Here is a 14,571-nt window from a genome sequence, read left to right as displayed (position 1 = left end):
GCGCGCACCCCTTTGGCCGCACTCGAGGACGCGCTCGAGCCGGCTCGCTTCGCGCCCTGCGCACCCACGCAGGAGAAGGCCGTCGGCTGGATCGAGCCGCGCGGCCAGGCCCATGGGCCGCTGGTCGAGTCCGTCGCGGGCCAGCGCCTGCTGCGGCTGCGGATCGAAACTCGTGCCGTCCCGGGTGACGTGCTGCGGCGCACCGTCGAGGAGCGCGCCCAACACATCGAGCAGACCACCGGACGCAAGCCTGGCCGCAAGGAATTGCGCGACCTGCGCGATGACGTGCGGCTCGAACTGCTGCCGATGGCCTTCACGAAACAGTCCTCGGTCTGGGTCTGGATCGACCCTGAGACCGGCTTGCTTGCGATCGACAGCACCAGCGGAGCGCGGCTTGACGACGTCCTCACCGCCCTCTCGCACGCCATGCCCGCCCTCGCGCCGCGCTTGCTGCAAACCGCGCACACACCGCAAGCCGGCATGACCGAGTGGCTCTCGGCGGCTTCGCCCGACGACTGGCCCGGCGCGCTGGCGGTCGAGCGCGAGTGTGAATTGCGCTCCGACGACGAGCAGAAATCCGTCGTCAAGCTCGTCCGCCTCGACCTCCTCAGCGACGAAGTCCGCCAGCATCTCGCGCGGGGGCTGCGACCGACGCGGCTCGCCCTCTCGTGGGATGGGCGCGTGGCCTTCGTGCTCACCGAGTCGCTGCAACTGCGTCGGGTGCAATTTCTCGAGGGCGTTTTTGACGCCGCGGGCGACATCGACCCGAGCGAACGCTTCGACACCGACGTCGCCCTCTCGACCGCCGAGTTGCAGCGCGCCATCGCGGGCTTGGTCGAGGCACTCGGCGGCGAGGTGGCTCCTGGCCAAACACCAGCGCCCATCGACGCCCCTGCGGCAGCCGTCGGAACCGCCGCTCCAAGGGCTGACGATCCGCCGTTCTGAGGCGCGCCTTGCTCCCTTGGGGACCCACGCGAAGCCTTGTCACAGCGCAAACGGGTCGAACTCAAGGTTCTTTATTGCGAATCATTCGCACATCGGTTAACGTTGGGCCCATTGAAACTTCCCACTGAATGGAGCTTTCCCATGCGCCGATGGTTCACCACCGCAGCCCTCCTGCTTGCAGCCGCCGCCGGTCTGGCACAGGCGAACGAAGTCGTTGTCTATTCCGCCCGAAACGAGCAATTGATCAAGCCGCTGTTCGATGCCTACACCCGCAAGAGCGGCGTCACGGTGAAGTTCATCACCGACAACGAAGGGGCGCTGCTCGCCCGCCTCAAAGCCGAAGGCGATAAAACCCCGGCCGACGTGCTGATGACCGTCGACGCCGGCAATCTGTGGCTGGCCGCCACGGAAGGCGTGCTGCGTCCCACACCCTCCCCCGCGCTGCGCGCAGCGATCCCCGCCCATCTGCGCGACCCGCAAGATCTATGGTTCGGGCTTTCGGTGCGCGCGCGAACCCTCGTCTACAACACCCGTCGCGTCAAACCCCAAGACCTGTCGACCTATGAAGATCTCGCGGACCCCAAGTGGAAAGGTCGTCTGTGCCTGCGCACGTCGAAAAAGGTCTACAACCAGTCGCTGGTCGCCACGCTGATCAAGGCGCACGGTGAGGAGCGGACCGAGGCCATCGTGCGCGGCTGGGTCGCCAACCTCGCCGCGCCGCCGTTTGCCGACGACACCAAGGCGATGGAAGCCGTCGCGGCCGGGCAATGTGACGTCACCATCGTCAATACCTATTATTTCGGCCGGCTTTTGGCCAAGCAGCCCGAGCTGCCGCTCGCGCTCTTCTGGCCCAACCAAGCCCCCGGCCTCGCCTACGAGGGCGTGCATGTCAACGTCTCTGGGGCCGGCGTCACCCGCCACGCACCCCATCCTCAAGAGGCCCAACGGCTGATCGAGTGGCTCGCTTCACCTGAGGCACAAAACCTCTACGCCGACCAGAACCTCGAATACCCGGCCAACCCCGCCGTGCGCCCGGCCCCCGCCGTCGCCGCGTGGGGAACGTTCAAGCCAAACACCATCAACGTGGCTGAGGCCGGCCGGCTCCAGGCTCGCGCCGTGATGCTCATGGACCGAACCGGCTACAAGTGAGCGTCTTCCACCGAGACAGGCACGCCGGCCAGCGCCTCAGGCTGAGCACCTGGGTGTGGGTCACTCCGATCACCCTGCTGACGCTCGCCCCCATCTTGGCCCTGCTGGGCGCCTTTGCCCGGCCGGCGCCCGACATTTGGGCACACCTCGGGCGCCATGTGCTGCCCGAGCTTTGGGGGCACACGGCGGCGCTCGCCCTCGGCGTCGGCGCGGGCGTACTCGCCGTCGGGGTGCCTGCGGCGGCGCTCACCGCCTTATGCCGGTTCCCTGGGCGCCGCTTTTTCGTTTGGGCGCTGCTGCTGCCCATGTCCCTGCCAGCCTATGTCGGCGCCTTCGTCTGGATCGGCTGGCTCGATTTCTCGGCGCCACTGCCCACTTGGCTGCGCACACACTTTGGCATCGCAGCCCCTCCGATCCGCTCCGCAGCCGGTGCGGTGCTGGTGCTGACCCTGGCGCTCTACCCCTATGTCTACCTCAGCGCCTACGCGGCGCTGCGCGCACAAGGCGCACGGCTGATGGAAGCCGCCCAAACCCTGGGCCACAGCCGACTGCAAGCTTTCGGAAGGGTCGCCCTGCCCATGGCGCTGCCGGCCATCTCCGCGGGCTTGCTGCTGGTTTGGTTGGAGACGCTCGCCGACTTTGGCACCGTCGCCGCTTTCAACTACAACACCTTCACCACCGCGATTTACAAAACCTGGTTTGCTCTGCAATCCATCAACGCTGCCGCTCAGCTGGCGGCCATCCTCATCGCTCTGGCGCTCGCCGCAGCCTTGGGCCAGGCTGCACTGGTTCGGCGTCAGGCGCGCATGGGCACGACGCGAATGACGGCTCCTGGGGCCTTGGTGGCGCTGCGCGGCTGGCGCGCCGCGATGGCGAGCATCTACTGCGGCCTGCTGTGGTTGCTGGCCTTTGCCGCACCGATGGCCCAATTGCTGATCTGGGCCATCCGGGTCATGGCGCAAGACCTGGATGCGCGCTACGTCGGCTTCGCGCTGCACTCGCTCGCGCTCTCGGCCGCGGGGGCGCTGCTCGTGGTCGGCACGGCGCTGGCCTTGGCCTACGCAGCGCGCCTGCAGACGAGCCCCGCTTTGATCGTGGCGCAAAGGCTGGCCACCATGGGCTACGCGCTGCCGGGCGCCGTGCTGGCGGTCGGGACGGTCTGGTGCCTGACCTGGCTCGACCACCGGATCGCCGATGCGCTGGGCCTGAACCGTCTGCTGTTGAGCAACACGCTCGCCGCGCTGCTGCTGGCCTACCTGGTGCGCTTCCTGGCGGTCGGCTACGGGCCGATCGAGGCCGGCCTGCAAGGCATTTCCCGCAGCATGGACGAAGCCGCGCGCATCCTGGGCGAAGGCACCCTCGGCCGCCTGCGGCGTGTGCATCTGCCTTTGCTGCGCGGAACGCTGGCCACGGCCGCGGCGCTGGCGTTCGTGGACCTGATGAAAGAGCTGCCGATCACGCTGATGACACGCCCATTTGGCTGGGACACACTGGCGGTGCGCGTGTTCGAAATGACCTCCGAAGGGGAGTGGGAGCGCGCGGCCCTGCCCGCCGTCGCGATTGCCCTCGTCGGCCTGCTCCCGGTTTTCCTCCTGATCCGACAGACCGATGCTCGACATTGAAAACCTGGAACACGCCTACGGCGCAAGCACTGTCCTGCGGGGCCTCAGCCTGCACATCCCGGCGGGCGAGGTCGGCTGCCTGCTCGGCCCCTCGGGCTGCGGCAAAACCACGGCCTTGCGACTGATCGCAGGCTTCGAGGCGCCGCGCGCCGGACGCATACGGATCGGCGGCCTCCCGGTGGCCGATGCCCGCCCCGGGCAAGAGCCCACCCTCGTCCCGCCTGAACAGCGATTCATCGGCCTCGTGTTTCAAGACTACGCGCTCTTTCCGCACCTGAGCGTCGAAGACAACGTCGGCTTCGGTCTGCGACGCTGGGCTCAAGGGGACCACCAGCGGCGCGTCGAGGAAATGCTGGCGTTGACCGGGCTCGATGCCGTTCGGCGTCAGCGGCCCACGGAGCTCTCGGGCGGGCAACAGCAGCGCGTCGCGCTGGCGCGGGCGCTGGCGCCCCGCCCAAGGCTGCTGCTGCTCGACGAGCCTTTCTCCAACCTCGACGTGGAATTGCGCGAGCGCTTGTCGCTCGACGTGCGGGAACTGCTGCGGCATGAAAACATCACCGCCTTGCTGGTGACACACGACCAACATGAAGCCTTCGCCATGGCCGACCGCATCGGCGTAATGCACGAAGGCCGCTTGGTGCAATGGGGCAGCGCCTACGATCTGTACCACCGCCCAGCCTCGCGTTTTGTCGCGGACTTCATCGGCCAAGGCGTGTTCCTGCCGGGCGAGGTGCTGAGCGCCGATGCCGTGCAGATCGAACTCGGCGTGCTGCGCGGGGTCGATGTCGCCCAATGCGATGGCGGCAGTTGCCTGGCGCTGGGTCGAGGCGCCGCCGTCGACGTGCTGCTGCGACCCGACGACATCACCCACGACGACGCCAGCCCGATCCAAGCCGAAGTCGTGCGGCGCGCCTTCCGTGGCGCCGAATTCCTCTACACACTCCGGCTCGACAGCGGACGACAGGTGCTGTGCCTCGTCCCCTCCCACCACAACCACGCCATCGGGGAACGCATCGGCATCCGACTGGCGGTGGACCATGTCATCGCGTTCGCTCGGCCAGACTAGCCACCCCCTCGGTGGGTGTAGAGATCGAAGCGCTTCATGAAGCGTGCGCGCTCGGCTTCAGCGACCGACTCGAAGCCAAACGCGACCAGCAAAGTCGGCAGATGCAGCAAGGCGATGCGTCGCGCAGGCCCCTCCTGCCAGCGCAGGGACAGCCGGCCTGTGCCTAGGCTGACGTCGGCAGCGCCCGGGTGCAAAACCCAGGAATGCTCGCCGATGGCTGCGGGCAACCAGCGCAGCCACTCGGCTTCGGTGCATGCCATTTCGCGGGTAAAGCGCTCAGGCGTGGCCATCCGAAAAACGCTCGAGTGGCAACAGCGGCCGCGTCGTCATCCACCCGCAATCGGCGGCCAGATCGCCAGCGCATCGCCTTCGTTGAGGGTTCGCGTCGCACGCTCCTCCGGGGGAATGTACACACCGTTGACCAAAACCAAGTGCACGAGTTTCGGCGGCAGGCCCAGGGGCTCGATGACATCGACGATGGTGGCGTCCGGGGCCACGTCCAATTCCACCTGGTTGTCCCGCCGGGCGTGCGAGGGCAGGTAGTCGGTCAGCGAGGCAAACAGCTTGAGCGTGATGCGCATGGCAGTCGGCGGTTCATGCGCGGCCGCTCAGCGCCGGCGGGTGTCGGCTGCGCCCGACCATTGGCCTTGCCCCTGGGCAGCGGCCAGGTAGGCCTCGGCGAGCAAGGTGGGGTTGCGCAACAGTTGGTCCTTCCACGCGCCCAGAGGCACCTGCCCTTCGACCAGACCCCGCATCACCCCCACATGCTCGGTCCAGCCGACGCAGTTGCAACCGACCAGAACGTCGTCCTGGAACTGCAAGCTGAGGTGCCGGTGCGCCGCCGCGTCGGTCAGCTCGACATGCTCGCCCCCGGGGACGCCCTGCCAATTGCCGAAACTCGCTGAGATCAAGCCCAAGGTATCGAGCACGTTGATCTGCGTGACGCCTTTGAGCTCGGCCTGTGGCGGCTGCGGGTGACGGGCCATGTTGAGAGCGGCCACCCGTGCCTGCTCGGCTGCATTGGGCTGGATCGCACTGATGATGGTCTGGCCGCTGACCTTGTCGTAAGCCTCCGCGCAGTCCCCTGCGGCATAGATGCCGGGCACATTGGTCTGCATGTGCTCATCGGTGAGCACTCCTTGCAGACGGGTAATACCCGAATCCGCCAAAAAACCGATCGTCGGCTTGACGCCGGCGGCGCTGATGAGCAAATCCGCCTCCAGGGTCTGCCCGTTCGAGAGCCGCACGCGCAAGGGCGCACCGGGCTCCACAGCCTCGATGCGGGTGCTGGTGTAGACACGCACGCCTTTGGATTCGCACCAGTCGCGGATCATGCCGCCTGCGGTCGGCCCCATCATGCGCGGCACCATGCGGTCGCCCATCTCGACGACCGACAGGTCCACGCCGCGCGCAGCCAGAGCCTCCATGATGATGCAACCGATGAAGCCTGCCCCCAGTTGCAGTACCCGCGCGCCCGGCTGCGCGCGCTTGAGGATCTCCCGCGCATCGGCCAGCGTCCAGCAGTGCAGCACGCCTTCCGAGGCGATGCCAGGTACCGGCGGCTGCACCGGCGTGGAGCCGGTGGCGATCAGCAAGGTATCGAAGCTCAGGACTTGCCCGTTGTCGAAGTTCACCGCTCGCGCTGCGGCGTCGACCCGCACCGCACGTGCCCGCAGGAGCTCGATGCCCAACGATTCGAAATGGCGCGGGTCCTTGCGCAGATAGGTGCCCGCCTCGCCGATCTGACCGATCAGGAGGTAGGGAATCGCCATGCGCGAGTACGGCGGCTCGGACTCGTCGCCCACGAGCGTGATGCGATCCTGCGCCGGCGCGTGGCGACGCAGGGTTTCGGCGGCAATCACGCCGGCCGGACCACTACCCAGGATGAGATGGTGCGTCATGGAAACAGACTCCGAATTGGCAGCAACACGACACCGCAGTCCCTCGCGCTCCGGGCAAGGCACACCATCGCGGAAACGGATTCAGCGTTGCCTGAAACGAGGGCGAGGCTGACGCCCCAACCCCCTCATGTTTTCAATCGCATCAAGGGGCCGCCTCTGCCCAGGGCCGCCTGCCAGCAGAGCCCTGGGCGTGTCCGGCTCAAAGACCCAAGCGGGCGCGGGTCTGTGCGGTGGGGCGCCCCTCGGCGTCCCAGCCACGCACCTCGTAGTAATGCGGCAGCATCTTGGCCAACTCGTTGACCTTGCCCCGGGTCGGCCCGGTCTTGCAAGGCTCGGTCAACAGCCGTGGCGGCAAGCTGTCATCCTTGGCCGTGAAGCCCGCGGCGTTGTTGAATTCGCGCTCGAGGTTCCAGATGCGCTCGCCGATTTTTTCGAGTTCCTCGGTGGTGAACTCTTCACCGATGGCCGCCTGCAACTGGGGCGCGAGGTCGGTGAGCCCCCAGGCGAAGGTGGTGAACACGCACAGCCCCGAGGAATCGAAGGCCGCCGTGGCATCCTGGAAGGCTTTGACCAGCTCGGGCTTACCTTCGGTGCTGAGCGGATCGGTCTTGACCGGAATGCCAAGCACTTCGGACGCGATGGTGTAACCGCGGAGGTGGCATCCGCCACGGTTGCTCGTGGCGTAAGCCAAGCCGATGCCCTGGATGCCGCGGCCGTCGTAGGCCGGGAACTCCTGCCCTTTGCTGCTCATCGACAGATCGGGCCGCCCGTATTTTTCGGTCAGGCGCTTCGAGCCCAGGCCAACCTCTTTGCCAAAGCCACGGCCCTGCGCCGTTTCCTCGACCAGAAATGCGAGCGCCGCAGCGGAGCCAAAGGGCGCCTCGATCCCGATTTGCTCCTTGGTGAGGATACCGAGGTCATAGAGCTCCATGACCGCACCCACCGTCGCACCGAAGCTGATGGGATCGATTCCCTGCTCGTTGCAAATCATGGTCGCGTACTGCAGGCATTCGAGATCGTTGACACCATTGGCCGCTCCAAGCGCCCAGGCCGCCTCGTACTCGAGGCCACCGCTGGCACCCCAGTATTGCGGCTTATTGGCGACCGTGAAGTGCGTCTGATCGATTTTGCTGATGCGGCCGCACGCAATGGTGCAGCCAAAGCACGCCTGATTGGTGACCAGTTGCGGCTTGCCATCGGTCTTGCGGGGCGTGGCCATCGCCTCGGCCGAGATGTCCTTCGCACCCTCGAACTGGTTGTCGCGGTGGTTGCGCGTGGGCAGCGCACCCACCTCGTTGATGACGTTCATCAGCACCTGGGTGCCATAGGTCGGCAGGCCCTGGCCGGTGACGGGGTTGTCGTGCAGGATCTGCTTTTTTTCCTTGGTGACGCGCATGAAGGCCTTGGGGTCGCGGATGTTGCCCACGCCCTTGGTACCGCGCACGGCGATGGCCTTGAGGTTCTTGCTGCCCATCACGGTCCCGACGCCCGAGCGGCCCGCCGCGCGGTGCAGATCGTTGACCACCGCGGCATACAGCACGCCCACCTCGCCCGCCTTGCCAATGCTCGACACGCGGGTCAGGGGGTCTTGCAAGCCCTTCTTGATCAGCTCCTCGGTTTCCCAGACGCTCTTACCCCACAGATGCGAGGCATCGCGCAGTTCGGCCAGATCGTCGTTGATGTAGAGATAGACCGGCTTGTCGCTGCGTCCTTCGAAGATCACCATGTCCCAACCGGCCATTTTCAGCTCGGCACCCCAATAGCCGCCGGAGTTGGAACAAGCGATCGCTCCGGTCAGCGGGCTCTTGGTGGAGACGGTGTAGCGCCCGCCGGTGGACGCCATGGTTCCAGTGAGCGGACCAGTCGCCCAGATGATCTTGTTGTCGGGCGACAGCGGATCGACCTTGGGGTCGATTTCACTCGTCAGGTATTTGGCCGCGAGCCCGCGCGAGCCGAGGTAGGCGCGCGCCCAGTCCATATTCAGCGGCTCCGGCGTGACCGTGCCTTTGGTGAGATTGACGCGGAGAAGTTTTCCAGCCCAAGACATGATGTGACCTCCTTCAGGCGGCAGACGGCTGGTTGCCCAGTTTGTCGGCCCATTGCTGCATCTTGGAAAGACCGGTCCAGTTGGCGTCGATGAAAGTGATCGCGCCGGTCGGGCAGGCGTCGGCACAAGCGGGCTCACCGCCGCAGAGATCGCACTTTTGCACTTTGCCAGTCTCGGCCACGTAATTGATGGTGCCGAACGGACACGCGATGGTGCAGACCTTGCAACCGACACATGTGGTTTCGTTGACGACCTTGGCTCCCGTGAGCTTGTCCACGGTGATCGCCTCCACGGGGCAGGCATGCAGGCACCAGGCTTCGTCGCACTGGGTGCAGGTATAGGGGACTTTCTTGCCCGTGTGGTGGAAGTCAAAGACTTTGATGCGCGACTTCGCCGTCGCGTACACCCCGTAGTTTTCGAACGAGCAGGCCATCTCGCACTGGAGGCAGCCCGTACATTTGTCGGGGTTGATGTGCAGCATCTTTTGCATAAAAGCGTCTCCTCGAATGGGCAACCATGATTGACCCGGACGCTGTAGACCGGCCCAAGCCAAAGGCAACGGTGAGCAAGTTCCCGCGATGGCGCGCGCCCGGCCGCGGAATGGGATGCGAGGCGCAAACCGCAGCCATAGCCCAAGCTATGGCGAGGATTTGCAACGACGCAGACCGCCCGCAGCTGGGATGCGCGACGCGCGGGGGACTTGTTCAGCGTTGCCTAGGCCCATTCTTGGTCGCCTCGCCGGGCGCGGGATCAGCAATTACCCTAGGTGCTGCAACCCTAAGCAAAAGATTCTCAGTCTGAGACAGTCCGAACACCCAGGGAATCGCCCCGGGCAGGCGATGGAGTGCTCCCGGCCACTCGACCCTCCAGCCCCAGTTCCTGCGCTTTGCGCGTGAAGGTGTTGCGCCCGATGCCTAAGCGCAGCGCCGCGTCCACGCGACGGCCATGGGTGACCGCGAGGCCGGCCTGAAGCAGCTGGCGCTCGACGCGTTGCACCAGCGTGTCCCAAACCTCGGGCTCGCCGCGCAGCAAGCGCTCGACCGCTTCCTCGAACAGGCCCACGGACCAATCCGTGGCGGCCGTCGATGGGGGCAACGGCGCCGGTGTTCCAGCGCTTTCCTCTGCCGTACGGGGCTGCGCACGCGGTGGCGCGCTGTCGGTCGCGTCGGCGCGATCCGACGAAGGCGCTTGAGCGCCCGCCTGGGCCAAACCTTCGAGGACCTCCGGCGGCAAGTCTTTTTCATCGACCGTCTGCGCGGGGGCCATCACCGTCAACCAGTGACAGATGTTTTCGAGCTGGCGCACATTGCCGGGAAAATCGTAACGCTGCAGCGCGGCCAGCGCCGCATCCGAGAGGCGCTTGGGCTCGACCCCGAGCTGCTGTGCGCTGCGCTGGAGGAAATGCCGCGCCAACATCGGGATGTCTTCACGGCGCTCGGCCAGTCGCGGCAGGCGCAGGCGGATCACGTTGAGCCGATGAAACAGGTCTTCGCGAAAGACGCCGTCCCGGACGCGCTGCTCCAGGTTTTGGTGGGTCGCGGCGATGACGCGGACGTTGGCGTGAATCGGCGAATGGCCGCCGACCCGGTAGAACTGCCCGTCGGACAACACACGCAGCAAGCGGGTTTGCAACTCGAGCGGCATGTCGCCGATCTCGTCGAGAAACAGGGTTCCACCGTCGGCCTGCTCGAAGCGGCCACGGCGCAAGGTCTGCGCGCCGGTGAATGCGCCGCGCTCATGACCGAAGAGTTCCGACTCCAGCAGGTCTTTCGGAATCGCGGCGGTGTTGATCGCCACGAACGGCCCGCTCGCACGCGGGGAATGTCGGTGCAAGGCCCGCGCGACGAGCTCTTTGCCCGTGCCGCTTTCCCCCGTGATGAGTACGGTCACATGGCTCGGCGAGAGGCGACCGATGGCCCGGAACAAGTCCTGCATCGCCGGCGCCTGGCCGAGCATTTCCGCCGCGCCGGTGTTCTGTTCTTCGGCGCGCTGCTGCTGTTCACGCTCCTCATAGGCTCGGCAGATCAAGGTGACGGCCTTGGAGACATCGAACGGCTTGGCCAGATAGTCGAAAGCCCCACCCTGAAACGCCCCAACCGCACTGTCGAGATCGGAGTAGGCCGTCATGATGATCACCGGCAACTGCGGCCTTGTGCGCCGCACCTCGGTCAGCAGGTCGAGGCCGGAGCCCCCGGGCATGCGAATGTCGCTCACGAGCACGCCAGGCTCCTCGAGCGCGCGCGCCTCGGCCGTCAGGGTGTCGAGATGGGCGATGGCTTCGAGAACCTGGCTGGGCCGCTCGAAGCTGCGCGTTGGAACATGCTCCCGTTGCAAGGCCCGCTCCAGCACGAAGCGGATGGAGGGGTCGTCATCAACGATCCAGATCGGTTTCATCGATTCATGCTCCGGTGCGGCAGCCCGAGGCACGCAACCTCATGGCAAGGGAATCACAATTTTGAAAACGGTCCGACCCGGAGCACTCTCACACTCGATCAAGCCTTGATGCTGCTGCACGAAGTTCTGCGCCAGTGTGAGGCCCAGACCCGAGCCACCTTCGCGCGCCGAAACCAGAGGCAGAAACACACGGTCCTTGATCGAGTGGGGAATGCCGGGGCCGTTGTCGATGACATGCAATTCCAGTGCCAGCCGGTGCCGGTGGCTCCCGAGCGTCACCTGCCGGGCGACCCGTGTGCGCAAAACGATGAGCGCGTCACCGCGGGCACGCCGCTCCGCGAGCGCCTGGGCAGCGTTTTGCACCACGTTGAGCACGGCCTGAATCAACTGTTCGCGGTCGCCGCGGAACTCTGGGATCGAGGTGTCGTAGTCCCGCTGGATGCTCAGTCCCGCCGGATACTCGGCCAGAACCAGGGTGCGCACCCGCTCGCACACCTCATGGATGTTGACGTCACCCACGACCTGCGGGGAGCGGTGCGGCGCGAGCAAGCGGTCGACCAAGCCTTGAAGACGATCGGCCTCATGGACGATCACCTGGGTGTAGTCCCGCAAAGCGGGCGTGGACAGCTCGAGATCGAGTAGCTGAGCCGCGCCACGAATACCGCCCAGCGGGTTTTTGATTTCATGCGCGAGGTTGCGCACCAGTTCCTTGTTGGCCGCGGCCTGATCGACGAGCCGCTCTTCCCGCTCCTTGCGGACCTGCGCCTCCAGCGGAACGAGCTCCACCACCGCCCGGTGCGGCGCCTCGGCTCGCGTCACGATGACGTGCACCGGTAAAGGCTCGCGCTGGGTGCGGCGCAGCTGCGCCTCGTAGCGCAAGGCGGCGTAGGCGTTGCGTTCGAGCCCGTCGAGCGCGTGGACCAATGAGGCACCATCCTGGAACCAGTCCACCAACAAGGTGCCTTCGACCAAGCGCCGAGGCAGGCCCAATGCATCCTCGAGCGCCGCGTTGGCAAACACCACCCGATGGTCGGCATCGAGCACCGCCACCAGCGTGGCCAGGCTGTCAAAAGCGCCGAACGCGATGCGCGCAGCGCTCTCCCCACGCTGCCTCTTCATCCCGGGCTCCTCAACGGGCGTCGGAGCCACCGCCAGGGGCACCGAACCGGCTGAGCTCCCGACGGATACCGGCGATGTCGGCCTCGGTGCGCGCGATCGCCGCCTTCAGTTCGGCAACACGGTCGAGGTACTTTTGATGGTTGCGCGCCTCGATGCCGATTTTGTCGGGCTGCCCATCTTTGTACTCGGCGCGCAGCTCCGCGAGTTTGGCTTCGGCACGCTTGAGTTCGGCCTCGAGGACGGCACGGGCATCGGCGTCCCGTGCCCGCTGTTCGTTGGGGTCGATCCGGTTGCCTGGAGACGCCACCGAAGCACCGGACGCGTTGGGGCGGGAAGCCGACGCCGCGTTGCGCGCCCGATTGCCCTGAACGACCGATACGTTGGCACCATCGATGAGCTTGCAGTTTTTGTCTCGCGCTGCCGCAGGGTTGTTGGTGTATTCGTTCCCACAGCGGTAGATCGGCTCTTGAGCCCAAACGGGAAGCGCCAGCCCCATCGACGCGGCAGCGCAGGCGAGCAAGTGAGTCAGTTTCAAACCCGAACCTCCGAAGGGTAACGCAGGGCACACAGGTGCAAAAGTATCGGACAAATCGCTGCTTCCGACGCTGCGCGCAGAAAGAAAAAAGGGGACGGTCGCAACCGTCCCCTGATTTCCGATGCGCCGTCGTCTTACAGCGAATAGTACATGTCGTACTCGACCGGGTGCACCGCCATGCGGAAGCGCGTGACCTCGCTCATCTTGAGCTCGATGTAGGCGTCGAGCATCGAGTCGGTGAACACGCCGCCCTTGGTCAGGAAGGCACGGTCCTTGTCGAGATACTCCAGCGCCTGGTCGAGGCTGTGGCAGACGGTGGGCACCAGCGCGTCCTCCTCGGGCGGCAGGTGGTAGAGGTCTTTGCTGGCGGCTTCGCCCGGGTGGATCTTGTTCTCCACCCCGTCGAGGCCGGCCATCATCAGCGCCGCAAAGCACAGATAGGGGTTGGCCATGGGATCGGGGAAGCGGGCCTCGATGCGGCGCGCCTTGTCCGACGCCACGTGCGGAATGCGGATCGAGGCCGAGCGGTTGCGGCTGGAATAGGCCAGTTTGACTGGGGCTTCGAAGCCCGGCACCAGACGCTTGTAGCTGTTCGTCGTGGGGTTGGTGATGGCGTTGAGCGCCCGGGCGTGCTTGATGATGCCGCCGATGTAGTAGAGCGCAAAGTCACTCAGGCCCGCGTAGCCATTGCCCGCGAACAGGTTTTTGCCGTCCTTCCAGATGGACTGGTGCACGTGCATGCCGCTGCCGTTGTCACCGGCGTAGGGCTTGGGCATGAAGGTCGCCGTCTTGCCATAGGCATTGGCGACGTTCCAAACCACGTACTTGAGCGTCTGCGTCCAGTCGGCGCGCTCGACGAGCGTGCTGAACTTGGTGCCGATTTCGTTTTGGCCGGCGCCGGCCACTTCGTGGTGGAACACCTCGACCGGAATGCCCATCGACTCGAGGATCAGCACCATCTCGGCCCGCATGTCCTGGGTGCTGTCGACCGGCGGAACCGGGAAATACCCGCCTTTGGTGGTCGGGCGGTGGCCACGGTTGCCGCCTTCGAGCTTGGCGCCCGAGTTCCACGGCGCTTCGTATTCCTCGATCGCGTAGAACGGGTTTTGCGGCTCGGTGCTCCAGCGCACACCGTCGAAAATGAAGAACTCGGGCTCGGGGCCGAAGAACGCCGTGTCACCCAGGCCCGAAGCCTTGAGGTAGGCCTCGGCACGCTTGGCGACCGAACGCGGGTCGCGGTCGTAGGCCTTGCCGTCGCCCGGCTCGAGTACGTCGCAGACCAGAATCAGCGTGGACTCTTCGAAGAAGGGGTCGATGTTGGCGGTGTTCGGGTCGGGCATGAGCAGCATGTCCGACGCCTCGATGCCTTTCCAGCCCGCGATCGACGAGCCATCGAAGGCATGGCCTTCACTGAACTTGTCTTCGCTGAACGCGGAAATCGGCACGGTCACGTGCTGTTGTTTGCCACGGGTATCGGTGAAGCGGAAGTCAACGAACTTGACTTCGTTTTCCTTCACCATCTTCATCACGTCGGCGACGGTCTTGGCCATCAGATGCTCCTGGGTTGAAAGCGAGGGACGAAAAATTCACGAAAACGGCATGCAGCTTCCGTGCCAGATTGACCCGATGCCGCAAGGTTCCCAAGCCCACATTGTGCCTTGGCTGGGGCCCGCCTGAATATGAAAAAAATCCGACCCCGCATGCAGGGTGCACCTGTTTGGTGCATCTGGGCTTGATCTATTTTGGTGCATCAAATTTTGCGCACCACTTCGGGGCCAATCCGCGCTGCAAAT

13 protein-coding genes are annotated in these 14,571 nt (G+C 65.6%); 4 read left to right on the top strand and 9 right to left on the bottom strand.

Annotated elements, in window-relative coordinates; all coding sequences use genetic code 11:
• Positions 1-12 precede the first annotated feature (12 nt).
• The 4 genes from JHC36_RS07645 to JHC36_RS07630 all read left to right on the top strand — a co-directional run bounded on the left by JHC36_RS07645 (position 13) and on the right by JHC36_RS07630 (position 4,782).
• Complete coding sequence (locus tag JHC36_RS07645; protein ID WP_503006974.1) at positions 13-945, top strand: recombination-associated protein RdgC; 933 nt, start codon at positions 13-15, stop codon at positions 943-945.
• 141 nt (positions 946-1,086) lie between these two features.
• Entirely contained in the window at positions 1,087-2,094 is a 1,008-nt protein-coding gene (locus tag JHC36_RS07640) for an extracellular solute-binding protein (protein ID WP_287917869.1), read from the top strand.
• Between the two features lie 53 nt (positions 2,095-2,147).
• Complete coding sequence (locus tag JHC36_RS07635) at positions 2,148-3,716, top strand: ABC transporter permease (protein WP_287917866.1); 1,569 nt, start codon at positions 2,148-2,150, stop codon at positions 3,714-3,716.
• Complete coding sequence (locus JHC36_RS07630; protein ID WP_287917864.1) at positions 3,703-4,782, top strand: ABC transporter ATP-binding protein; 1,080 nt, start codon at positions 3,703-3,705, stop codon at positions 4,780-4,782. The genes JHC36_RS07635 and JHC36_RS07630 overlap by 14 nt, the downstream gene beginning before the upstream one ends.
• Here JHC36_RS07630 and JHC36_RS07625 read toward each other — a convergent pair.
• From JHC36_RS07625 to glnA, 9 genes are all read right to left on the bottom strand, one after another.
• Entirely contained in the window at positions 4,779-5,072 is a 294-nt protein-coding gene (locus JHC36_RS07625) for a hypothetical protein (protein WP_287917862.1), read from the bottom strand. The genes JHC36_RS07630 and JHC36_RS07625 overlap by 4 nt on opposite strands.
• 36 nt (positions 5,073-5,108) lie before the next feature.
• On the bottom strand, positions 5,109-5,363 hold the full coding sequence (gene thiS / locus JHC36_RS07620) for a sulfur carrier protein ThiS (protein WP_287917859.1): 255 nt from the start codon (positions 5,361-5,363) through the stop codon (positions 5,109-5,111).
• 27 nt (positions 5,364-5,390) lie between these two features.
• The gene (locus JHC36_RS07615) at positions 5,391-6,683 is read right to left on the bottom strand and encodes an NAD(P)/FAD-dependent oxidoreductase (protein ID WP_287917856.1); all 1,293 of its coding nucleotides are present in this window, start codon (positions 6,681-6,683) and stop codon (positions 5,391-5,393) included.
• 199 nt (positions 6,684-6,882) lie between these two features.
• Positions 6,883-8,730 (bottom strand): aldehyde ferredoxin oxidoreductase family protein, encoded by a 1,848-nt coding sequence (locus JHC36_RS07610; RefSeq protein ID WP_287917853.1) that lies wholly within the window; start codon positions 8,728-8,730, stop codon positions 6,883-6,885.
• A gap of 13 nt (positions 8,731-8,743) precedes the next feature.
• The gene (locus tag JHC36_RS07605; protein WP_124220354.1) at positions 8,744-9,220 is read right to left on the bottom strand and encodes a 4Fe-4S dicluster domain-containing protein; all 477 of its coding nucleotides are present in this window, start codon (positions 9,218-9,220) and stop codon (positions 8,744-8,746) included.
• 302 nt (positions 9,221-9,522) lie between these two features.
• Positions 9,523-11,124: a nitrogen regulation protein NR(I) gene (gene ntrC / locus JHC36_RS07600; RefSeq protein WP_287917848.1), complete on the bottom strand. Its 1,602-nt coding sequence runs from the start codon at positions 11,122-11,124 to the stop codon at positions 9,523-9,525.
• Between the two features lie 39 nt (positions 11,125-11,163).
• Positions 11,164-12,243: a nitrogen regulation protein NR(II) gene (glnL, locus tag JHC36_RS07595; RefSeq protein WP_287917845.1), complete on the bottom strand. Its 1,080-nt coding sequence runs from the start codon at positions 12,241-12,243 to the stop codon at positions 11,164-11,166.
• 10 nt (positions 12,244-12,253) lie between these two features.
• A complete protein-coding gene (locus JHC36_RS07590) occupies positions 12,254-12,772 on the bottom strand; it encodes a hypothetical protein (RefSeq protein ID WP_503006973.1) in 519 nt (172 codons plus the stop codon).
• A 140-nt stretch (positions 12,773-12,912) separates the two neighbouring features.
• Positions 12,913-14,328, bottom strand: coding sequence for a type I glutamate--ammonia ligase (gene glnA / locus JHC36_RS07585; RefSeq protein WP_287917842.1), 1,416 nt, complete (start codon positions 14,326-14,328; stop codon positions 12,913-12,915).
• Positions 14,329-14,571 lie beyond the last annotated feature (243 nt).

Source organism: Tibeticola sp. (genome assembly GCF_022759015.1).
Classification (GTDB): domain Bacteria; phylum Pseudomonadota; class Gammaproteobacteria; order Burkholderiales; family Burkholderiaceae_C; genus Tibeticola; species Tibeticola sediminis.
The sequence above is the reverse complement of the archived record's forward strand: the minus strand, read 5'-3'. Positions and strand labels throughout refer to the sequence as shown.